The sequence below is a fragment of the Vibrio sp. S/42/10 genome, from assembly GCF_029890535.1.
Classification (GTDB): domain Bacteria; phylum Pseudomonadota; class Gammaproteobacteria; order Enterobacterales; family Vibrionaceae; genus Vibrio; species Vibrio cyclitrophicus.
The window spans coordinates 340,953-362,284 of record NZ_JAKMZC010000002.1 but is presented as its reverse complement, the minus strand read 5'-3'; the positions used below and the strand labels follow the sequence as shown (position 1 = coordinate 362,284).

Genomic DNA, 21,332 nt, shown 5'->3' with positions numbered 1-21,332 from the left:
TCTGTGACGACTACTGTGATGACTTTTGTGCCGTCATTTTGCGCAGTTCTTTGACTTCAGGATCTTCGTTCTTAGCGCCCTTAAATAAGCGCTCGTAGTTGTTCCAGATAATGCGCAGCATCATTAGAGAAAATGCGATTGGCAAAATCATATAGAAGTATTTCATTGGGATGCCTGTCGTCTGAGACTTCCAGAACAAATTCATTTTGTTGAACACGAAATCGTAGCTGAGATAAACAAAGTAGCCGTTAAACAGCAGCCATAAGAAGTCAGCAATGGTTTCACAGACGGTCTGAACAATCGGGGGGAAGAACTTGAAGTGAAAACTGACTCGGTTATGCGCCGACATCTTGGCCGCAACAACAGCCCCTAGATAGGCAAACCAAACAAACATGTAAGTAGCGACTTCATCACCCCAAGGTATGGAGTAATCGAAAAGCTGACGAGTAAGGATTTGTGTGAACAGCAATAGGACAAAGCTTGCTAGCAACAAACAACATGTATATTCCTCAATGTTGTTAAGGTGCTTTTTTATTGTTTTAGCGACTGACATATAACCTCCAATGTTGATTTCCACATGACAACCAGTCGCTCGCGGTACTAAAAAGATCAGGTACTGGACAGATCAACGAGTAAAGCCATGTAAATGCCCTACCTAACCGTTCTATCGCTAGGCGATTAAGTCGCGAAGAACAGCAGATAGGGCGAATCTAATCGTTACTTTCTACCTAGTAACTCAAGAACGTCGTCTAGCTTGTCTTTGCCTCCAATGCTTGAATAGAACTTAGGCCAAACTGACTTAGTGACTTTGCTGATCCACTCTTGCTCGTTGTCTGCAGGGTCAGTGAAGACCATGCCTTTTGCTTGCAGTTCTTCACGGATCTTGTTTTCAGTATTTTCTAAGTATGCAAAGCTGTGCTCTGTCGCTTCCTGACCCGCTTCAAGAATGATTTTTTGCATTTCAGGCGTCTGTTGTTGGAAGACTGTTTCACTGACGATTAGCGGCTCAAGAGAGAAGATATAACGAAGGTTTGTGACGTACTTTTGTACTTCATTGAACTTCATCGCATGCACAGTGATGTATGGGTTGTCTTGTCCATCAACCACACCTTGCTGCAGGCCAGTAAATGTTTCTGACCATGCCATTGGTGTTGGGTTTACGCCCCATGCTTGGTAGGAAGCAATCATGATTTCGTTACGAGGAACACGAATCACTAGTCCTTTTAGATCCGCTGGTGAAGCCACTGATTTTTTAGAGTTAGTCAGAACCCTAAAACCAGAATAAGCCCAGCCAACGATACGAACGCCAGCATCACGAATGGTGTTATCGACAAGGTCTTGACCCACTTGGCCTTGAGTTAATAGCACCGCTTCTTCTGCACTTTGAATGACATAAGGCATGGTCAATAGACCAACCGTTGGAGAGAAAGGCGTCACGTTGTTGATCGCCAATACTGAGAAGTCGAGAAGGCCGATTGCCGCGTCGTTAACGGTGTCTTGCTCGTTGCCCAATTGACCATTCGGGAACAGGTCGATTTTGACTTTGCCGTCTGTTTTTTGCTCCATCAATTCAGAAAATGAGGTCGCTAATTCCCACTGAGTACCACCAGCAGCATCTCCGATAGCCATTTTAAAATTTGCTGCTGCCGCGGTATGAGATAGCATCGCTGTTGCTACAATTGTGACGCCAGCAATAATTTTATTTTTAATCAATTTCATAGTCTTAACCTTTCATATCATACAGACTTCCTGCCTGTACTTTGCTCACAAGGTGACCTGGTACAACTTTCCTGGTCGTAGTTCTATTTCCCTATTTTGGAAACAATGTTCGAGTAGCTAAAGCACTTCATCTTTTAGCGAATACCACTGATAAAGGAACTGTTGCCCTACTCTTCGAAATGGTGCAAACATCTCAGATTCCACCACTTCCCTCACGTTGGGGAACGGAAGTTTTGATTCAAATATTGGCAAGTCAAGCTTATGACCTTCACCTGCGATCCACTGAGCGAGGCGCTTGCCTGCTTGAGCGGAGTACATCACACCATTGCCGCCATACCCTAGTGCGTAGAATATGGATTGCTTTGGATTCGGCTGATAGATTCTTGGCATCATGTCGTGGCTAACATCTACCCACCCCCACCATGAATAATCGATTTTGATCTGATCGAGAGAAGGGAATTTTCGAGTTAAATCCGCTCTCAACATGTCTTCGTATTTCTTTTCGGGTGCATTCTTGCCACTGATGGCACTGCGTGTACCGATCTGCACTCGGTTATCGGGTAACAAACGGTAGTAATGACGCAAAATTCTGGTATCAGTAATCACCTGATTGGTTTTGAAGTTACACGCAGCGATTTCATCTTGAGTTAACGGACGCGTCACCATCGAGTTAGAAAGTACGGGTAATAAGCGATTCTTAAGCTCTGAATGCAAACCTTGGCTGGTGTATCCACCGGTACAAACACCGACAGAACGAGCCTTAACCACACCACCAGGCGTTTTCAGGTAATGCACACCGTTGCGAGTTTCCCATCCCATCACAGGGCTTGCTGGGTGAACTTTTACGCCGAGTGCTCTCGCCTTTCTTAGATAACCAAACGCCAGTTTCCCTGCATGGATGCCAATACCTTCTGGCTCATGCATTGCGCCTGCTGCTTCTTGGTCGCCGACGTAATCACGCTTTACGGTTTCCGCATCTAAGATCTGCGCATCGTAATCAAACGTGTCACGCAGCAACTTGGCTTCTTTCTCGAGTGTTGCCATCACTTTTGGACGGTGAGCAACATATAAGTGGCCACCCGGCTGCGGGTCACAATCAATGTCTTTGATTAGAGACTTAAATGTGTTCATGCCATCGACGCATTCGCGGTGCATTTTTAGCGCGGTTTCTAATCCCCAGCGTTCAATCCACTGAGAACGCTTCAAACGTCCTGACGCACACTGAGCCTGACCACCATTTCGGGTACTGCAGCCCCAACTCATACGGTTAGCTTCAATCACAATCGCTTTAATGCCGTACATTTCAGCAAGGTGTATCGCAGTACTTAGGCCTGTGTAGCCTGAACCGATTATCGCCACATCGACATCCATATCCGATGTAATTGGGCCATCATCTTCAGGTGGCACGCCTGCGGTATCTACCCAATAAGTCGGGGCGTATTCCTTGCCGTGACCTGGGCTCTTGTCTTTAAGTGGGTCGTATTTTGGATCGTATCTTTCTTTTGCTTGGGTACTTTCTTGTGCTCGGGTGCTTTTCACCTTTGGTGGCACATCGGCTGCCGGTTGTTCCATTACTAAACTCATAATTCGACTCTCCTAGTCATAACACGTGAACGGGTTGTGGTTTCGTGTCTAGCTCTTGGGAGTGTTGTTAGGAGTCAAAAGAGGTCGTGTTTTACGGAAGGCATTTTTTACGCTGATTTTTCCCTCTTTCAGGGTAAACACATCAACCATACGAGCTTCGATGACGGTGCCATCAGGGTTAGTCGCAGAGAACGTTGATTCGCTTACCGCGCGGTCGCCACACACAAAGTGGACAGGGTCGCTCCAGGCTGCATCTGGAAAGTTCTGCCAAACCAATTCAAAGCTATTACGAACGGCTTCGTACCCTTCGATAGTGTTTCCAAGTTCGCCTTCTCCTGCCACGGTGTGGAAGACACAGTCTTCGGTCATAAACGACATTAGCGCTTCAATATCATGGTTATTCCATGCATCACTAAAAGACTGTAAAAAGGCGGTGTCGACTTGGTTTTCCAGCACGAATGTCGCTGCATTGGTTTGCATATTCATATTCCAGAATCCTTTATGTTTTCGTTATTGGTTTAAATTTCAGTAGCTTTGCGCCACTTTTTTATTAGAGTGTTTAAACTAGATCTGTGAAAATTTAACAACTTGATAACAAGATTCGCCACTCTAACTTCGAGTTACTTTATAAACAATCTTTAAGCTCACAGATTTCATCTTTTTATAAATTAATTAGTGTTCTGATTTTATTTATCTCGTAATCACTAGATTTATATGAGGTCTAAATAAAATCATTAGAAATATTAGACTTTAGTCGAAATCAAAATCTTGATGGTACTTTCGGCCATACTGCTCAAGCTGGCGATCATGAGTATTAACTTGTAACTCGATATTACCCTCGCCTTTATTCATTGCTTGATTGCTGTCTATATGGGCTTCATTTTTCAAATCAGCCAGTTTCTCTTCAATATATTCTGTCGGTTCATTTAAAACATTCATGGAGATTAATTCCTTTATCAGGTTTACTTTCGCTGATGGAAGAATATGAACGGATACTAGACCGTTTGAATATTCTTTTTCATCGTACAAAGGCTGAATGGCATCATTGCCACCTTCCTTAAATGGGTGAATGGAATACCACTTATCTTTTCGTTGCTCTTGCTGATCACAATCAGCCACATTGAATATCTGAGTCCTATTGAGGTCACATGGTGAGTTGAAAACACTAACTTTATGATAATCAATGGCTTTAATAATATTGATACAGTCTTTACTTTGGCTATGACATACAGACCACAGCGCATTAATCAGGTTATCTGTCCATTCAAGTAAACGGGTTGGAAACCCCTGTTTCTTGGCTAAACACATCAGTAACCAATCGTTTATCTCGTGTGCACTCAACGAATGCCCACCATAAACTCTCACGGTCGAGAGAAGCTCTTGTTCGAAACGGCGAATATTCTTTCGATTTGATCGGCCTAAGCTCGGCATCAAGTTATTATTTTCATAATCACACACGTTATAAATCAAATCACGATGTCCACTACACTCAGCAATGAGTGAATCGATTATTTCATACAGCTCTTCGAGTGAGCTTATATAACGTTTATTTTTCACAACATTCATACAATAAGTCATTTAATTTATATTCGGTAAAGTTAAAGTATTAATAATCACGTTAATCAATTGTTCAATTGTTCAATTGGTATAGTTGTAATTATTGAAAAATGATAATAGGTATATATCTTCGTCAAAGATGACCATTTATGGATCCATTAGTTAAGGATCGAACAATAATAATGAGTGACAAAATTTATATAGCTAGAACCACTTATGTACCGATGGAACATTTAATTAGTGTTCTAATGTTTAAGTAGAAATTATTGAACTAAGCGTTTACGTTCTTCACTTAAGCACTTTGCCAATACCCGTTAATATTGCCCGACCACGTTCTTTATAATGCGGTGGCCGGACAAACTTCCTATGACTTATACGTAGTCTTTATATTTATCTAGGAAACGAACCGGTGTTGATAGTGCATCTCGGCGGAACGGGTCGCCCAATTCCTGAGTACACATGATTTCAATGATGGTTGTTTTGCCTTCGTTCATTTGCATGTCGATAGCTTTTTGCAGAGTTGGGCCTACATCTTCTAGCTTATCAACTGTGATACCTTCAGCGCCCATTGCTCGTGCGATCTCTGCAAAGCTTTGGTTCTCAAGTTCACCAGCAACAAAGCGTCGGTTGTAGAAGTCGACTTGGTTCTTCTTCTCAGCACCCCATTGACGGTTGTGGAATACCACGGCTGTCACTGGAATGTTATGGCGAACACATGTCATGGTTTCCATCAAGCTCATGCCCCACGCACCATCGCCAGCATAAGAAATAGCGGGACGATGAGGTGCCGCTGCTTTCGCACCAATGATGGTCGGGAACGCATAACCACAGTTACCGAAACTCATTGCAGCAAAGAAGCTACGTGGTTTTTCAAAGCGTAAGTAGCTGTTTGCCACTGAGTTGATGTTACCGATGTCCGTCGAGACCATTACCTCTTCAGGCATCGCTTTTTCTAGCTCACGCAATACTTGGCGTGGGTGTAGATATTCGCCACCAGAGAACGGAGTCTCGTGTGAGTTTTCTTCAATCATATCTAAGCTGAACGAGTCACGTTCGTGTGTCCACTCATCAAGCTCTTTTTCCCACAGTGCTTTCTCTGTTGCGACTGTATCTTGACGAGCGCCTTTGTTGTCATCACACAACAGTGCGCGGCCTTCCAACCTTTCAGATAGAGCAACCGCAGCTGCTTTCGCATCGCCACAGATACCAACAGAAATCTTCTTAACCAAACCTAGCATCTTGTTGTCTGCATCAATCTGAATGATTTTCGCGTTCTTCGGCCAGTAGTCCATGCCATGTTGAGGCAAGGTACCAAATGGACCAAGACGTGTACCCAACGCGATAACCACATCCGCTTGAGCCATCAATTTCATTGCTGCTTTCGAACCTTGGTAGCCTAGAGGGCCACACCATAATGGGTGACTCGCAGGGAAAGAGTCATTGTGTAGGTAGCTGTTCACTACGGGTGCGCCTAATCTTTCTGCCAGTGCCGCACACTCTTGAACTGCGTCAGCCATTACCACACCGCCACCAGAAATGATGACTGGGAATTTCGCTTCAGCTATCAGGTCTGCTGCTTCATTCAGAGATTTCTCGCCACCTGGACCACGGTCTAAACGCGCGGGTTTAGGGATCTCAGTTTGAGTTTCGCCGTAGAAATAGTCACGTGGAATGTTCAGCTGAGTCGGACCCATTTCGCTCATTGCGCGGTCAAAACATCGCCCTGTGTATTCCGCCATACGGTCTGGGTGCGTTACGTGTCCTTGATACTTAGTAAACTCTTGGAACATTGGAAGCTGGTTACACTCTTGGAAACCACCTAAGCCCATTGTTTTAGTGCCTGTCTCTGGCGTCACAATGACGACTGGGCTATGTGCCCAGAACGCCGCTGCAATAGCGGTCACACAGTTACTAATACCCGGGCCATTTTGCCCGATAACCACACCATGACGACCAGATACACGAGAGTAACCATCTGCCATGTGAGCAGCACCTTGCTCGTGTACCACTGGGACCAATCGAATGCCAGCAGGAGCAAAGATATCCATTGCGTCCATAAATGCTGACCCCATGATGCCGAACATGTCGGTAACATCATTAGCAACCATAGTTTCAACGAACGCTTCTGATGGTGTCATTGTTACTGTGCCGGAAACAACCGTACGTTTTTCTTGCTCACTCATTCTTCCATTCTCCTTGAGTTAACCAAAATTTCATTTTTCGGAATGAATTGTCTCTTTTTCGAATTCATTTTCACCTTAGTAGTAGAATTTTTGCACGTCAACTTTTTATATTAAATTGGAACAATTCATTCTAATTAATAAAACTGGATCACATTATTGGTAGTTTTTCGTACAAAAAGTGCCATTAACTTAAGAGGAGCTGTTAATAATCGATGTCATATCGCGATAGCAGCGACAAGTTATGAGCTATATAGAGGGAAATATGATGAAAGAGGCGGAATTGATACCAACGCAACCAGTAAGTGTGAGAGAACGCTTTGGGATAGACAGCAATCTAACCGTGATGGCATTTGAAAACGCGGGCGAATATGTGCCGAAAGTCGACCCTAATTACTGTTTTGACCCCGAAGTGACGCTAGCTATATTAGCGGGGTTCACTTCCAATCGTCGCACACTGATTCAAGGCACACATGGGACGGGCAAGTCGTCTCACATTGAGCAAATCGCCGCGAGATTGAACTGGCCATGCTTGAGGATCAACCTAGACGGACACCTAAGTCGCTTGGATTTCATAGGTAAAGACAGCATCGTCATTAAAGACGGAATGCAGGTAACAGAGTTTAAAGAAGGCATTCTTCCTCAGAGCATTCAACAACCCATCGCACTGGTGTTAGATGAGTACGACGCTGGTCGCCCTGACGTGATGTTTGTGATTCAACAGCTATTAGAGCAAGACGGTAAATACACCTCTTTAGAACAAAACCGAGTGATCACGCCTCACCCTTCTTTCCGCCTGTTTGCTACCTGTAACACGCTTGGCTTGGGTAACTTCTCAGGTTTGTATTCTGGCACTCAAGTGCTTAACCACAGTCAATTAGATAGATGGAACATCATCGCCACGCTTAACTATTTAGATCCACAGCATGAAACTAAGATCGTGTTATCCAAGCTTCCAGAGCTGAATAATGAAAGTGGCCGACAACTGGTTGAGAAAATGATCGCCACCGCAGGATTAACGCGTAACGGGTTTCGAGCTGGCGACCTTTCAACGGTGATGTCTCCGCGAACGGTGCTCACTTGGGCCGAAAATATCCAAATATTCGACGATGTAGCGACGGCATTTAGACTGTCATTCTTGAATCGCTGTGAAGACGAAGAAAAAGAACTGGTTAGCGAATATTATTTCCGTTGTTTTGGTGAAGATTTAGAAACGCCCACTCAAAACTATTCGCACTCGGAGTCGTAAACCATGGCCAATGTTTCTTCCCAGCAGAAAAAGATCCTCGATCTTGGCGTGTCTGTCGCCAGAGCGATCAGCGGTGAGTTGAGTCTGAATTATCGGGGAGAACGTCTCTATAAAGGCAATAGCCCCTGTTATTATCAGTCTGCACATACTAACGATCTCACCTTTGTTTCTCGCCATGAGTTGAAAAACAGCAAGCTTTCGATGCAAGGCAAGATCGATTCATCAGCATTACGACTCTTGCTTTCAGATGCTGATCTTCACTATTCACTACGCCCTCAAAACGAAATAGAACGTCTGCTTTACGACTTCTGCGAACAAGTACGAATTGAATCGCAAGTTCCATCTTATCTAAAAGGCGTGACCACCAGTATTCAGTTTAATTTTGCGTATTGGAGCGACCAATATCATCAGAATGGCTTCACCGAATCACGAATCGGCATGTTGCTGTTTACACTGATGCAAGTCATCCACACCCGCTTAACCGGTGTCCCAGTTTCGGAGCCCATTGCTGAAACCATCGAATCGACTCGCGCCGGCATCGTGCCTACTTTCGGGTACAGCCTGAAGCGCTTAAAGCAACATAGAACCGACCAACAACAGTTTGCTCACTGCGCTAAGGAGCTTACAGCCCTTGCACAAGAGTTAATCATCCAAGAACAAGAAAGTGATAACTCGCCCACGCCTACGGTCGAAGAAGACATTAAGATCCTTGCACAGCTTGCCTTGATTGTTGATGGTGACATTCAAGATCAAGACGTCGATACAGACATCACAGGCAGTAGCAAGGTATTCGAGCTGTCGGGTGCCAATTATCAGGTCTTTAATTCAGAATTTGATCAAGTCATCGCGGCAGACAAACTCGTCAGGCGCGCCCTATTACTCGAACTGAGGCAGAAACTCACCGATGACATCATGGCGAGACAAGTCAACACTCGCCGCTTGGCCGCTATGCTCACCAGCTTTGTTGCGACGCCACAAACGAACCGACGTCAGGATCATTTAGAAGAAGGCATTGTTAACGCCACTACCATCACCAAGCTCATCACTTCGCCATTGGATCGCACTGTCTTTTATCAACCTGACATCGGCGCATCTCATCAATGTGTGATCACGTTTTTAATGGATTGCTCAGGTTCAATGCAAAAGCACAGTCACAAGTTAAGCCTGTTGATGGATACGATTCTTAAATCCGTTGGACTGGCCAACATTCCATTTGAGATCATTGGATTCACGACCAATAACTGGAACGGTGGAAAAGTTTATCGACAGTGGCTCAAGCAAGGTCAACCAAAACACCCAGGCCGCTTAAACGAAGTTCGACATATTGTGTTTAAAGATTTTGATACACATTGGAGACGCTCTCGCCTAGGCATTGCTAGCCTTCGGAAAGCAGACATCTTTAAAGAAGGGATTGATGGCGAAGCAGTGCAGTTCGCTAGCCTGCGTTTAAAGCAGCACAGTGCACAACGAAAGGTTTTGATCGTGTTCTCAGACGGCTGTCCGATGGATACCGCCACCAGCACCGCCAACGATCAGTTCTATTTGGATAACCATCTCAAACAAGTCATTGAACGCGAGTCGACCAAAAACGGTATTGAGATTCATGGCGTAGGGATGGGCGTCGATTTAAGCCCGTACTACCGCAGTAACATCACCTTAGATGTGCAGGAGAGCTGCTTATTTGGATTATCTAAGAGCGTATTTGAGATGCTAAAGCGCTGACGTGTCAGTAAGGAGGGCTTCATCAAGCATTAAACGAGAATCAAGCCCTCCTCTTTCAAAGATAATTTTGATAAAGAAAACGTTCTAAGCCAAAAACAACGACCATGCAGAGACCGCCATCAAGTACCCACCAATCAACATCAACACAATAAACACTAACTTTCTGAGTTGATCATTAGACAACGGCGGTGGGAAGCGCCGAGCAAACATAGTGACAAGCGCCACCAAGGGGACAGCAATAGCGGATAGCCACAGTATGCTCGGTTCCATGTCGCCTGCAACGTAGACATTGACAGTACGCGACATCGACGTACAAGCGAACACCATCAGCAGTGTGCTTCGCACCAGATCGAGTGTAAAAGGTTGCCGATAGAGATGATAAACAATCGGAGGGCCCGCCATCCCAAATAACCCGCCCGCTAAACCAGAGCTAAATCCTGATATAAGGAATGATACCGTTGCCGAACGATCCTTTCTGGTTTTAGGTTTGAACATAAAGCTCAAACCTGCGAATAGCACCATCGCACCTAATAACCCTCGTAGGATATTGGTCGCAGAGTCACTCAACTCGTTCAGCAAAAACACCCCCATCGATACACCGGGAATAATACCGATGACTAACACCACCAGAATTTTGAGCTCCCCAAGCAGTGGCTTACCCATCAAAGCGACAAAGCAATTAAACAAAGTCACAATACTGACCACAGCAGCAATAACGGGTAAGGAAACCAGATTAAGACTGACCGTTAAACCAATTACAATGATCCCAAGACCAAACCCCGTGACGGTTTGGAAATAGGTACCCACCGCGATGGTGGCAAGAATGGCGAGTAAAACAGGTAACTCCATCAGCAATCCTAATTAGGTTGTTTAGGGTTTTATTTTGGGTGCAAGATTCAGTATTAGCTTCGGGAGCTAAATGTTAATACCTAAAATCAAACGTCGACTCTTCTCTTTCTTCAACATCAGCTTCAATATCAATATCAATATCAATATCAATATCAATATCAGCGTTAGAATCAGACACTTTCCCTTGCTGCGCTTGTACCGCGGTCACCGCGATCACATTAAAGATATCTTGCGCGCTACACCCTCTCGATAGATCATTGGCAGGTTGGTTCAGGCCTTGTAATAACGGTCCAATCGCAACTGCCCCACCTAACCTCTCCGCAAGCTTATAACCAATATTGCCTGCTTCTAAATTGGGGAATATCAACACGTTCGATTGACCTTTCACCTCTGAATCTGGCAGCTTCTTCGCGGCAATCTCAGTCACAATCGCGGCATCGAGTTGAACATCCTGATCGACAGCTATTCCGGGACAGCGTTGCTTCACTAACTGAGCGGCATTACGAACCTTATCGACCGATTCGTGTTTAGCGCTGCCGTTGGTAGAAAATGACAACATTGCGACTTTAGGTTCTTCCATCAGCAGTGTTTGAGCACTGTTTGATGCCGCTACGGCAATCGATGCCAGCTCGGTTTCATTGGGGTTAATCACCAAACCACAGTCACTGAAAATCATGCCACCTTTGAGATTATGGAAAGGCTCACACAACATCATCAGAAAGAAGCTAGACACCAATTCACTGTCTGGCGCGGGGCCGATAATCTGAAGCGCAGCTCGCACCACATCAGACGTGGTATAAACTGCGCCATTTACTGTCCCATCCACCAGCCCTTCTCTTACCATCAAATTGGCAAAGATCAGTGGGTCTTTAACCTTCTCCAATGCATCTTCATAAGTCATGCCTTTGGCTTTTCTTAACTCATACAGACGTTCAGCCAACACGGCTTTAAGTGCTGATGTTTGTGGTGAAACAATATGAATGCCGGCGAGATTAATGTGGTTCAACTGCGCTGCTTCGATAATCGCCTTTTCATCACCGACCAGCGTGATGTAAGCGAGCTGTTTATCTATCGCCAATCGCGCCGCTTTGAGTACACGAGGGTCTTCTGCTTCGCTCAAAACCACTCGCTTACGATCTAAGTGAGCCTTATCAATAATCCGTTCAATCGCCTTCATCTTAAATTCCATTTATTGAGATTAATTGTTCCATAATTTATATTTATATTATTGAAATAATAAAAAAGGTCAAATTTTATTCAGATAATTGAAGAATAATGATTTGGTATGTACACTCTTAGGCATAGACATATCGCAAGGATGGATCATTATATGCAAACAGAAACACCACCAGTTCAAGGGGATACACCGACTCTCCGACTTTTTGCACTATTAGAGGTGATAGCGCAAAAAGACGAGTTTATTTCTCTTCAGGGATTAGTCGAAGAAACTGGACTACCAAAACCGACCCTGCACCGAATGCTTCAGCAGTTAGAAGCAGCAGGCATCATTCAACGAGACGGCGATGAGAAGCATTACAGCTCTGGTATTCGACTCAGAAAGCTTGCTGAAAATCTGCTGTTGAATAGCACCATGCACAGCGCACGACGCACTATTCTTGAAAACCTTCGAGCAGAAGTCGGCGAGAGCTGCAACCTAACGGCACTGTCGAGCGGTGAGATCATCTATCTTGATCGCGCAGAAACTGAAGCCCCGCTGCGCTTCCATCTACAGCCAGGCTCTCGCGTACCCGTGCATTGCTCAGCTACAGGCAAACTGTTTTTGGCGCACATGTCGAAATCACAGCGCAGAAGACTGATTGAAAACGTGCCACTGACTCAGTACACAGTGAAAACCATTACTGACTATTCGACGTTAGAGAAAGACATCGAAGAAGCGAAGATCCAAGGTTTTGCTATTGATGATGAAGAGTTCTTACCAGGGTTAGTCTGTATCGCCGTATTAATACCGTCTTCTACTGGCCAATCCAATCTTGGCTTAGCAATACAAGCTCCAGTGATTCGAGTAAAACCAGACGAAGCGATCAAGTTTCTGCCAGCTCTTCAAAAAGCAGCCAAAGCGCTCGCGAAGATAGAGTCTGATAACTGGGGCTAGTGAGAAGATTTATCTCAGAGAATAACCAAGATTAGCGACTTAACATCCATGCCCTTCGACCAATGAACATTTGGTCGAAGTCATTTGAACACTCGCCAACCCGCACATAAGCAACACGTCTAAAGTAATCACAACAAAGGAATCACGATGCTAAACATTAAGAACCAGCACTTACTCTCTTTTATGGTGACAGAAGCGAACAACGCAGTTGCAGTCACAAACCCAGCAACGGGTGAGCTTATTGGGCATGCACCAATCTCATCTGAGGCAGAGTTAGAGAGCGCTATCGAACGCGCTCATGTTGCGCAGAAAGAGTGGGCAAAAATTCCCGCTAAATCCCGTGCTGCATTGCTAAGTGGTTGGCATCAACTGATCCTTGAAAACAAAGAAGATCTTGCTCGCCTAATGACCATCGAACAAGGTAAGCCGTTAGCAGAAGCGACGGGCGAAGTGGTGTATGGCGCGAGTTTCATTGAGTGGTTCGCCGAAGAAGCCAAGCGCACTTACGGTGACTCCATTCCTAGCACAGTCGCTGGCAAACGCTTAGTAACAATCAAGCAGCCGATTGGGGTCGCGTGTGCCATTACGCCGTGGAACTTTCCGATTGCAATGATCACTCGTAAGGCCGCCCCTGCCCTTGCTGCTGGCTGTAGTTTTATTGTGAAGCCCTCAGACGAGACACCACTGTCTGCGTTTGCTGTGGTTGAGCTGGCATATCAAGCGGGCATTCCTAAAGATCTACTTCAAGTCGTACTCGGTGAAAGCCCAGAGCAAGTGGGTGGTCTTTTCACCTCACACCCACTGATTAAAAAAATCTCTTTTACTGGGTCTACCCGAGTCGGCAGTATCTTGATGGCTCAAGCTGCGAAAAGCATTAAGCGCACTTCAATGGAACTGGGCGGCAACGCACCTTTTATTGTGTTTGACGATGCAGACATCGACGCGGCCGTTCAAGGCGCAATGGCTTCAAAATTCCGTAATGCAGGCCAAACCTGTGTTTGTGCAAACCGTTTCTACGTACACAGTAAAGTACACGATGAGTTTGTGGCTAAATTCGACCAAGCGGTACAGCTGCTTAAAATTGGAAACGGCTTAGATGAGGGTGTAACGGTTGGCCCTGTTATCAATGAAGGTGCTAAGCAAAACATCCAAGGATTGATAAACCGAGCTATTGAACAAGGCGCGACACCTGTGACGCCACTTCAACAACTTGATGGACTCTTCCTTCAACCCGTTGTTCTTAAAGATGTAAAACACAGCATGGACATTGTTCAGCAAGAGATCTTTGGTCCTGTCGCTCCTGTGATGCGATTCGAGACAGACGAAGAGCTTATTGAGATGGCAAATGACACCATTTATGGATTAGCGTCGTACTTCTACAGTCAGAACATTCATCGAGTATGGAACATAGCAGAGGCACTTGAGTACGGTATGGTCGGCATTAATGACGGTATGATCTCGACTGAAGTCGCCCCTTTCGGTGGTGTTAAGCAATCAGGTATTGGCCGTGAAGGCGCAAAGGAAGGCATCGATGAGTATATGGATATTAAGTATCTTTGCTTTGGTTGAAAATAGGGTTGGTAGTCACTAAGTTTCCTCACTGACTCAGCTATTCTCTTTCTATAACCCCTCAAAAAAAAGCCGCGCTATAAAGCGCGGCACCTTGGGCTCGGTTTAAATGGGTGTTTCTTTTCTTAGTGGTTTTATTATTTAGTGACGTTGTTATTTAGCTACTCCGTAACACAGTTACGTGACGTTGTTATTTAGCTACTCCGTAACACAGTTACGTTACTTTGCTATTTTGTTCTGTGGCCTATTTAGCAACCTTGTTTTATGCAAGTGCTTTTAACTTCAATCGCATCGCATGTAGCACTGGCTCTGTGTAACCACTTGGTTGGGCGCAACCTTCGAATACCAACTGACAAGCTGCTGAAAATGCAATGCTGTTTTCAAAGTTAGGAGCCATATTACGGTAGCTAGGGTCGCCAGCGTTTTGCTCATCAACCACTGCTGCCATGCGCTTCATAGTTTTCATTACTTGGGCTTCATCGCAAATACCGTGACGTAGCCAGTTAGCGATGTGTTGGCTTGAAATACGCAGTGTTGCGCGATCTTCCATCAAACCTACATCGTTAATATCAGGTACTTTAGAGCACCCTACGCCTTGGTCAATCCAACGAACCACGTAACCTAGAATACCTTGCGTGTTGTTATCCAATTCGTTTTGGATATCTTGAGCTGTTAGCTTTTGATTACCTAATAGCGGAATAGTAAGGATATCGTCTACATTGGCTCTCACTCGCTCACGAAGCTCTTTCTGGCGGCTTGGTACACTCACTTTGTGATAGTGCAGAGCATGCAAAGTCGCAGCAGTTGGAGAAGGTACCCAAGCCGTATTCGCGCCAGCTTGTGGGTGTCCGATTTTCGCGTCCATCATCTTCGCCATATTATCTGGCTCTGGCCACATACCTTTACCGATTTGAGCTTTACCTTGCAGGCCACAAGCTAGGCCAAGATCAACGTTTTGATCTTCGTATGCGCCAATCCAAGTCATAGTTTTCAGCTGTGTTTTAGGCGCAAATGGCCCAGCTTCCATACTCGTGTGAATCTCATCACCCGTTCGGTCTAAGAAACCGGTATTAATGAACACAACACGATCTTTAGCCGCACGAATACATTCTTTCAGGTTGACCGAAGTACGACGCTCTTCATCCATAATGCCAACTTTGATGGTGTAGCGGTCTAAACCTAAAGCATCTTCAATGCGACCAAACAACTCATTGGTAAACGCCACTTCTTCAGGGCCATGCATCTTAGGTTTTACAATGTTGATACTGTTTGCGGTCGAGTTTTGGTAAGCGCTATTGCCTTTTAAATCATGTATCGCGATTAGCGAGGTGATCATACCATCCATAATGCCTTCAGGTACTTCATTACCTTCGGCGTCAATGATCGCAGGGTTGGTCATTAGGTGACCCACGTTACGTATAAATAACATGCTGCGGCCTTTGAGCGAGATCTCACCGCCAATGACACTGGTGTATTGGCGATCTGGATTCAAACTACGAACGATGGTTTTGCCGTTTTTCTCTAGCGACTCTTTCAGGTCACCTTTCATCAAACCTAACCAGTTGCTATAGGCAAGCGCTTTATCTTCACCATCAACCGCAGCAACCGAGTCTTCACAATCCATAATGGTCGTCAAGGCAGCTTCGACTAATACATCTTTAATACCAGCAACATCAACGCTACCAATCGGTGCGCTCGGGTCAATTTGAATTTCGATATGCAGATTATTGTGTTTAAGCAGAATGCACGAAGGGGAACTTGCGTCGCCTTGATAGCCAATGAACTGGTCGCTATCAATTAGAGTGACTTCCTCACCGTTATCCAGTGTCGCTATCAGCTTATTACCGATACTAGCGTTACTGATGCTGTATTTGGTTACGTCTTTATGAGAAACGCCATTTAGTGGCGCAGCATCATCAAGGAACTCACGAGCATAAGTCACGACTTTAGCGCCACGCACAGGGTTAAAGCTTCCACCTTTTTCCGCGCCGTCACTTTCGCTGATCACATCGGTTCCGTAGAGCGCATCGTATAAACTGCCCCAACGCGCATTAGCCGCGTTAAGTGCAAAACGTGCATTCATAATAGGTACAACAAGCTGCGGGCCCGCTTGTGTTGCAATTTCAGGCTCAACGCTTGCGGTGGTTACTTGAAAGTCTTCGCCCTCAGGCACTAAGTAGCCAATCTGTTGCAAGAACTGTTTGTACTCTGCCGCATCTAGCGTTTGTCCAGCACGCTCTTGGTGCCAAACGTCAATTTGATGTTGAAGATCGTCGCGCTTAATAAGCAATGCGCGGTTCTTTGGAGCCAAGTCTTCAAGGATGGTTGCAAATGATTGCCAAAAGTCTTCAGCGACAATGCCTGTTCCAGGAATGACCTGATCATTAATTAATTGGTAGAGGGTGCTATCAATGTTCAAGCTTCCCTGTTGAATACGACTGCTCATAAAATCTCTCTCAAGCTAACTGATGACTACTCAATATATTTACTTAACTGACTTAAATCTAAATAACTAGTTTAAACTTACTTAACGGGCGTAAATTTAGCTAATTTATGCCAGTTATACTGGATATTCATATAAAAAATACCCTACAAGCTGTGTTATCCCGTCACTCCACTCTCTATCTCGTTGGCAACACTTTTAATTAAGCGGCGCATCCATTGGTGGTCGGGATTGGTTTGTAATAATGGACTCCACGCCATTTTTACCTCAAAGGGCTCAATCGCAAATGGCGCAGGTTTGATCAACAACCTAGGATTATTGCGCTGCAATTGTGCAGCTTTGGTTGGAATGGTAAGAATCAAATTTCTCTGTTGAGCGAACAAAATCGCCGACAAGTAGTGTCGAGTAAACACCGTAATATTTCGTGTTTTACCAATACGCATTAGTGCTTCATCTATCCAACCCAGCTTTTGTGCTTCACTCGGATTGATCCCGACTCCGGTTCCCATTCCGGTTTTACTCACCCAAATATGTTGTGCCTTTAAATAAGACAAAATATCAAAGTTGTCGGCTATTGGATTGTCACAGCTAAATAAGCAAGAAAACCCGTCGTGCCAAAGGCTCATCTGGTGAAACGACTGTGGAATATCGTCAAAACGATTGATAATAATATCAACAGTTCCTTGCTCTACATCCTGATAACTCACGTCACTTGGCGTCATGATATCCAGTCGTATTTTCGGCGCGATCTCACTCAACTTTTTTAGCAATGGTTGAATGATGGTCGATTCAGCATAATCACTCGCCATAATACGAAACACACGTTCACTGTCTTCCGCACTAAACTCAGTGGTCGGTTGTAGCGTCTTCTCTACATTGGCCAGTATGTTGCGAATCAGCGGCTGTAATTTGTGCGCTCGCTCGGTAGGAACCATTCCTTCACTTGTTCTCACCAGTAGTGGGTCTTCAAATAAATCCCTCAGTCGGCGCAGTCCATTACTCATGGCTGGTTGAGTAATTCCTAGCTGATTTGCCGCACGAGTTACGTTTCTTTCACGTAACAACATGTCTAAATACACAAGTAAATTAAGGTCTATACGAGCAATATTCATAAGAAAAATACCGAATATAATAACTATAAATTAACAAAATTATCACATGCATGGTTATTCTTTGTCCATAGCAAAGTTTTAATCCAAGCCAATTTGGCTACCATACCCCACGTGAAACTAAGGAATAGTTATGTCGCAAATTACACAAGATATCGAAATGATAGAAGTTGCAAAAAGCGCTGCAGGTGCACCATGGGATGCAATTAACCCTGAATCTGCTGCTCGTATGCGAGCTCAAAACAAATTCAAAACAGGTCTGGATATCGCGCAATACACGGCAGATATCATGCGTGCGGATATGGCGGTTTACGACGAAGACAGCTCTCAATACACTCAGTCTTTGGGTTGCTGGCATGGTTTCATCGGCCAACAGAAGCTGATCTCTATTAAGAAGCACTTTGATGGCAAGACAGACCGTCGTTACCTATACCTTTCAGGTTGGATGGTAGCAGCACTTCGCTCTGACTTCGGTCCACTTCCTGACCAATCAATGCATGAGAAAACGTCGGTTGCAGGTCTAGTAGAAGAGCTATATACCTTCCTACGCCAAGCAGATGCACGTGAGTTGGGCGGGTTATTCCGTCAACTAGACGCAGCACGTGAAGCCGGCGATGTTAATCAACAGGACCTTATCCAAGACAAAATCGACAACCACGTGACACACGTAGTACCAATCATTGCCGATATCGATGCTGGTTTCGGTAACGCAGAAGCAACTTACCTAATGGCTAAGCAGATGATTGAAGCCGGTGCGTGTTGTCTACAAATCGAAAACCAAGTAGCTGATGAGAAACAGTGTGGACACCAAGACGGAAAAGTAACGGTTCCACACGCTGACTTCCACGCGAAACTTCGCGCACTTCGTTACGCATTCCTTGAGCTGGGTATCGACAACGGCATCATTGTTGCTCGTACCGATTCACAAGGTGCTGGTCTAACAAAAGAAATCGCAGTAGTGAAAGAGCCGGGCGACCAAGGTGACATCTACAACTCATATCTAGATGTTGAAGAGATTGATGTTGCTGATATGGCTGAAGGTGATGTTTGCTTCAACCGCGACGGCAAGCTGGTTCGTCCTAAGCGTCTGCCTTCAGGCTTATACCAATTCCGTGAAGGTACAGGTGAAGACCGTTGTGTATTTGATTGTATTGAAGCAATCAACGCGGGTGCTGACCTACTTTGGATTGAGACAGAGAAACCACACATTGGTCAAATAAAAGAGATGATGGATGGCGTACGTGAAGTGCATCCTAACGCTAAACTGGTATACAACAACTCACCATCATTCAACTGGACGTTAAACTTCCGTCAGCAAGCGTACGATGCAATGGTAGCAGCAGGTAAAGATGTATCAGCTTACGACCGTGCAAACTTAATGAGTGCGGAATACGACGAAACGGAACTGTCTGCAAGCGCTGACGAGAAGATTCGTACATTCCAAGCGGACGCATCTCGCGAAGCGGGTATCTTCCATCACTTGATTACTCTGCCGACTTACCACACAGCTGCACTGTCTACCGACAACCTTGCAAAAGAGTACTTCGGTGACCAAGGCATGTTGGGCTACGTTGCAAATGTTCAGCGTAAAGAGATTCGCCAAGGTATCGCATGTGTTAAGCACCAAAATATGTCTGGTTCAGATATGGGCGATGACCACAAAGAATACTTTGCTGGTGAAAATGCATTAAAAGCAGCAGGTGAAGCGAATACATCAAATCAGTTTGATTAATCGCTAACCGTTTTCCCCAATAAAATCTCCTCCTTCCCCATTCCCTGTTAGGTTTTCGGAGGGAGGAGGTTTTGAAATGAAGATTGTATTTATTATAAGCTTCATCTCAAAGCCTCAGATTTGTGTTCCACACCACGGTTAACTGAACAACTTCTGTTTAAGCTAATTACATTCCCGTTCGTTGACTTTCCTATTTATTGAGAGTGCCTATGACTTCAATTCCTACACACTTACAAGATGCAAAAACACTGCTATCAGAAAATGGTTTCGCGACGGGGGATACTTGGTATCACGGTACATCTTCAGCCTTACTTGCTTCAATCCAAGGTCAAGGGCTAAAACGCTCTGGCGATAAATCACTCACCGAAGCCGCCTTAAAAACCATGGCGACTATTGGAAACGACTACACAGAATCCGTTCAACCTATCTTTCTTACTCAGAGTAAAGAACTCGCGTATTACTGGGCTCAGCAAACGGTTCGAGAACGCACGGTTCGTTTTGCAGGCACAGAACTCCCTGTCGTTTTAGCAGTGAACCTACCAGAAAAACAACGTCAAAAAGTAAGGCCTGACGTTGGTGCAATGAGCCTACTAATGATGAGTGCTGGAGAGCAGTTCATGGAACACTTGGCTCAGATCTATCAAGAGAACAACATTGAAGGCCCAAACATAGAACTACGTAATGCCGATCGTATGGACTACCTCAACAAACTTGGGATGGCATACATTGATGAAGACATAAGTCGCGCTTGCGTGAAAGAGTTATCGGAACCCGAACTGGCTAACTAATATAGCTAGCTAATAACAGCTAACTATTAACTACTAGCTAGTTAATAGTTAATAACGTTTAAACCGCTCCTACTGACATTAAAAATGGCTCAGTTGAGAGCCATTTTTTTAACCACTTGTTGAGCTGTGCAACCCAACTTAACAGCCGAATTTGTTAAACTTGTTTATTGGCACAAACGGCCTTGTTGCGCGACTTCCATCATCTCGATATCACCTTGTAACGAACGATAGACGATAGTATTCCATACCTCACCATTATCCATTTCAAACTCAATAGCATAGTTCAAGCCAGCAACGACCTGAGTACGAACACTCAGAATTTGTTTGAGCTCAGCTGCAGTGTTCATTTGACCAAGAACTGCGTCTAAAGCTTGCTCTGCCTGAGGCGTGATATCACTTTTCGACCAACCACCGGTAAGGTTTTGAGTGCTACAGATTGGATTCGTATTCTCTTGTGATTGGTTCATAGCTTCTCCCTTCTGACTGCACCCAGCCAAAACCACAACGCCTACCAAAGTAACCAGTAATGTTTTTTTCATAAACCCTCTCTAATAGGTCAAGCCTCTAGTAACAAGCAATTACTCGCAACAATGTTTCATATGCTGTCAAGATTAAACCTCAAATGTCATCACTTCATCAGAAATTACGGTGTACCAAACCCATAATCACAGAGCAGTGTCAAAAAACAAAGCCGGACATTTATGCCCGACTTTTTGTT

17 protein-coding genes are annotated in these 21,332 nt (G+C 44.8%); 6 read left to right on the top strand and 11 right to left on the bottom strand.

The window, feature by feature from the left end:
• Nucleotides 1-10: 10 nt before the first annotated feature.
• The 6 genes from L8S15_RS03865 to xsc form a co-directional block, all read right to left on the bottom strand.
• A complete protein-coding gene (locus L8S15_RS03865) occupies nucleotides 11-553 on the bottom strand; it encodes a TRAP transporter small permease (protein WP_009845769.1) in 543 nt (180 codons plus the stop codon).
• Nucleotides 554-717: 164 nt separating this feature from the next.
• Nucleotides 718-1,719 carry a TRAP transporter substrate-binding protein gene (locus L8S15_RS03860; protein WP_010431300.1) on the bottom strand — a complete coding sequence of 334 codons (1,002 nt, stop codon included), beginning with the start codon at nucleotides 1,717-1,719 and terminating at the stop codon, nucleotides 718-720.
• 117 nt (nucleotides 1,720-1,836) lie between these two features.
• Entirely contained in the window at nucleotides 1,837-3,303 is a 1,467-nt protein-coding gene (locus L8S15_RS03855) for an FAD-binding oxidoreductase (protein WP_010431303.1), read from the bottom strand.
• Between the two features lie 48 nt (nucleotides 3,304-3,351).
• Nucleotides 3,352-3,789, bottom strand: a complete 438-nt coding sequence (locus L8S15_RS03850; protein WP_016767899.1) for a nuclear transport factor 2 family protein — start codon at nucleotides 3,787-3,789, stop codon at nucleotides 3,352-3,354.
• A gap of 264 nt (nucleotides 3,790-4,053) precedes the next feature.
• Nucleotides 4,054-4,869: an FRG domain-containing protein gene (locus L8S15_RS03845; protein ID WP_280572025.1), complete on the bottom strand. Its 816-nt coding sequence runs from the start codon at nucleotides 4,867-4,869 to the stop codon at nucleotides 4,054-4,056.
• 362 nt (nucleotides 4,870-5,231) lie between these two features.
• Nucleotides 5,232-7,043 (bottom strand): sulfoacetaldehyde acetyltransferase, encoded by a 1,812-nt coding sequence (gene xsc / locus L8S15_RS03840; protein ID WP_280572024.1) that lies wholly within the window; start codon nucleotides 7,041-7,043, stop codon nucleotides 5,232-5,234.
• 262 nt (nucleotides 7,044-7,305) lie between these two features.
• On the opposite strand from xsc, the gene L8S15_RS03835 reads away from it, so the two are divergent.
• Nucleotides 7,306-8,289 (top strand): MoxR family ATPase, encoded by a 984-nt coding sequence (locus L8S15_RS03835; RefSeq protein WP_280572023.1) that lies wholly within the window; start codon nucleotides 7,306-7,308, stop codon nucleotides 8,287-8,289.
• A 3-nt stretch (nucleotides 8,290-8,292) separates the two neighbouring features.
• A complete protein-coding gene (locus L8S15_RS03830) occupies nucleotides 8,293-10,011 on the top strand; it encodes a cobalamin biosynthesis protein CobT (RefSeq protein ID WP_280572022.1) in 1,719 nt (572 codons plus the stop codon).
• A gap of 84 nt (nucleotides 10,012-10,095) precedes the next feature.
• Here the strand turns inward: L8S15_RS03830 and L8S15_RS03825 are convergent, their stop codons facing one another.
• Both L8S15_RS03825 and pta read right to left on the bottom strand, forming a co-directional pair.
• Nucleotides 10,096-10,860 carry a sulfite exporter TauE/SafE family protein gene (locus L8S15_RS03825; RefSeq protein ID WP_016789650.1) on the bottom strand — a complete coding sequence of 255 codons (765 nt, stop codon included), beginning with the start codon at nucleotides 10,858-10,860 and terminating at the stop codon, nucleotides 10,096-10,098.
• 73 nt (nucleotides 10,861-10,933) lie between these two features.
• Nucleotides 10,934-12,037 carry a phosphate acetyltransferase gene (gene pta / locus L8S15_RS03820; RefSeq protein WP_280572021.1) on the bottom strand — a complete coding sequence of 368 codons (1,104 nt, stop codon included), beginning with the start codon at nucleotides 12,035-12,037 and terminating at the stop codon, nucleotides 10,934-10,936.
• Nucleotides 12,038-12,190: 153 nt separating this feature from the next.
• Here pta and L8S15_RS03815 point away from each other — a divergent pair, with 153 nt between their 5' ends.
• Nucleotides 12,191-12,973: an IclR family transcriptional regulator gene (locus tag L8S15_RS03815; protein WP_016794524.1), complete on the top strand. Its 783-nt coding sequence runs from the start codon at nucleotides 12,191-12,193 to the stop codon at nucleotides 12,971-12,973.
• Nucleotides 12,974-13,120: 147 nt separating this feature from the next.
• A complete protein-coding gene (locus tag L8S15_RS03810) occupies nucleotides 13,121-14,542 on the top strand; it encodes an NAD-dependent succinate-semialdehyde dehydrogenase (RefSeq protein WP_016792247.1) in 1,422 nt (473 codons plus the stop codon).
• Nucleotides 14,543-14,804: 262 nt separating this feature from the next.
• Here the strand turns inward: L8S15_RS03810 and L8S15_RS03805 are convergent, their stop codons facing one another.
• A complete protein-coding gene (locus L8S15_RS03805) occupies nucleotides 14,805-16,988 on the bottom strand; it encodes a malate synthase G (protein WP_280572020.1) in 2,184 nt (727 codons plus the stop codon).
• Nucleotides 16,989-17,143: 155 nt separating this feature from the next.
• Complete coding sequence (locus tag L8S15_RS03800) at nucleotides 17,144-18,097, bottom strand: LysR family transcriptional regulator (protein WP_280572019.1); 954 nt, start codon at nucleotides 18,095-18,097, stop codon at nucleotides 17,144-17,146.
• A gap of 130 nt (nucleotides 18,098-18,227) precedes the next feature.
• Here L8S15_RS03800 and L8S15_RS03795 point away from each other — a divergent pair, with 130 nt between their 5' ends.
• Both L8S15_RS03795 and L8S15_RS03790 read left to right on the top strand, forming a co-directional pair.
• Nucleotides 18,228-19,826, top strand: coding sequence for an isocitrate lyase (locus L8S15_RS03795; RefSeq protein ID WP_016794523.1), 1,599 nt, complete (start codon nucleotides 18,228-18,230; stop codon nucleotides 19,824-19,826).
• A 209-nt stretch (nucleotides 19,827-20,035) separates the two neighbouring features.
• Nucleotides 20,036-20,614 carry a hypothetical protein gene (locus L8S15_RS03790; protein WP_010431336.1) on the top strand — a complete coding sequence of 193 codons (579 nt, stop codon included), beginning with the start codon at nucleotides 20,036-20,038 and terminating at the stop codon, nucleotides 20,612-20,614.
• A 164-nt stretch (nucleotides 20,615-20,778) separates the two neighbouring features.
• Here the strand turns inward: L8S15_RS03790 and L8S15_RS03785 are convergent, their stop codons facing one another.
• Complete coding sequence (locus L8S15_RS03785) at nucleotides 20,779-21,153, bottom strand: cystatin domain-containing protein (protein ID WP_010431338.1); 375 nt, start codon at nucleotides 21,151-21,153, stop codon at nucleotides 20,779-20,781.
• Nucleotides 21,154-21,332 lie beyond the last annotated feature (179 nt).

What these genes read in the sequence shown, in the direction of transcription:
- L8S15_RS03865 (WP_009845769.1), bottom strand. Translation starts at nt 553, where the DNA reads ATGTCAGTCGCTAAAACAATAAAAAAGCACCTTAACAACATTGAGGAA.
- L8S15_RS03860 (WP_010431300.1), bottom strand. Translation starts at nt 1,719, where the DNA reads ATGAAATTGATTAAAAATAAAATTATTGCTGGCGTCACAATTGTAGCA.
- L8S15_RS03855 (WP_010431303.1), bottom strand. Translation starts at nt 3,303, where the DNA reads ATGAGTTTAGTAATGGAACAACCGGCAGCCGATGTGCCACCAAAGGTG.
- L8S15_RS03850 (WP_016767899.1), bottom strand. Translation starts at nt 3,789, where the DNA reads ATGAATATGCAAACCAATGCAGCGACATTCGTGCTGGAAAACCAAGTC.
- L8S15_RS03845 (WP_280572025.1), bottom strand. Translation starts at nt 4,869, where the DNA reads ATGAATGTTGTGAAAAATAAACGTTATATAAGCTCACTCGAAGAGCTG.
- xsc (WP_280572024.1), bottom strand. Translation starts at nt 7,043, where the DNA reads ATGAGTGAGCAAGAAAAACGTACGGTTGTTTCCGGCACAGTAACAATG.
- L8S15_RS03835 (WP_280572023.1), top strand. Translation starts at nt 7,306, where the DNA reads ATGATGAAAGAGGCGGAATTGATACCAACGCAACCAGTAAGTGTGAGA.
- L8S15_RS03830 (WP_280572022.1), top strand. Translation starts at nt 8,293, where the DNA reads ATGGCCAATGTTTCTTCCCAGCAGAAAAAGATCCTCGATCTTGGCGTG.
- L8S15_RS03825 (WP_016789650.1), bottom strand. Translation starts at nt 10,860, where the DNA reads ATGGAGTTACCTGTTTTACTCGCCATTCTTGCCACCATCGCGGTGGGT.
- pta (WP_280572021.1), bottom strand. Translation starts at nt 12,037, where the DNA reads ATGAAGGCGATTGAACGGATTATTGATAAGGCTCACTTAGATCGTAAG.
- L8S15_RS03815 (WP_016794524.1), top strand. Translation starts at nt 12,191, where the DNA reads ATGCAAACAGAAACACCACCAGTTCAAGGGGATACACCGACTCTCCGA.
- L8S15_RS03810 (WP_016792247.1), top strand. Translation starts at nt 13,121, where the DNA reads ATGCTAAACATTAAGAACCAGCACTTACTCTCTTTTATGGTGACAGAA.
- L8S15_RS03805 (WP_280572020.1), bottom strand. Translation starts at nt 16,988, where the DNA reads ATGAGCAGTCGTATTCAACAGGGAAGCTTGAACATTGATAGCACCCTC.
- L8S15_RS03800 (WP_280572019.1), bottom strand. Translation starts at nt 18,097, where the DNA reads ATGAATATTGCTCGTATAGACCTTAATTTACTTGTGTATTTAGACATG.
- L8S15_RS03795 (WP_016794523.1), top strand. Translation starts at nt 18,228, where the DNA reads ATGTCGCAAATTACACAAGATATCGAAATGATAGAAGTTGCAAAAAGC.
- L8S15_RS03790 (WP_010431336.1), top strand. Translation starts at nt 20,036, where the DNA reads ATGACTTCAATTCCTACACACTTACAAGATGCAAAAACACTGCTATCA.
- L8S15_RS03785 (WP_010431338.1), bottom strand. Translation starts at nt 21,153, where the DNA reads ATGAAAAAAACATTACTGGTTACTTTGGTAGGCGTTGTGGTTTTGGCT.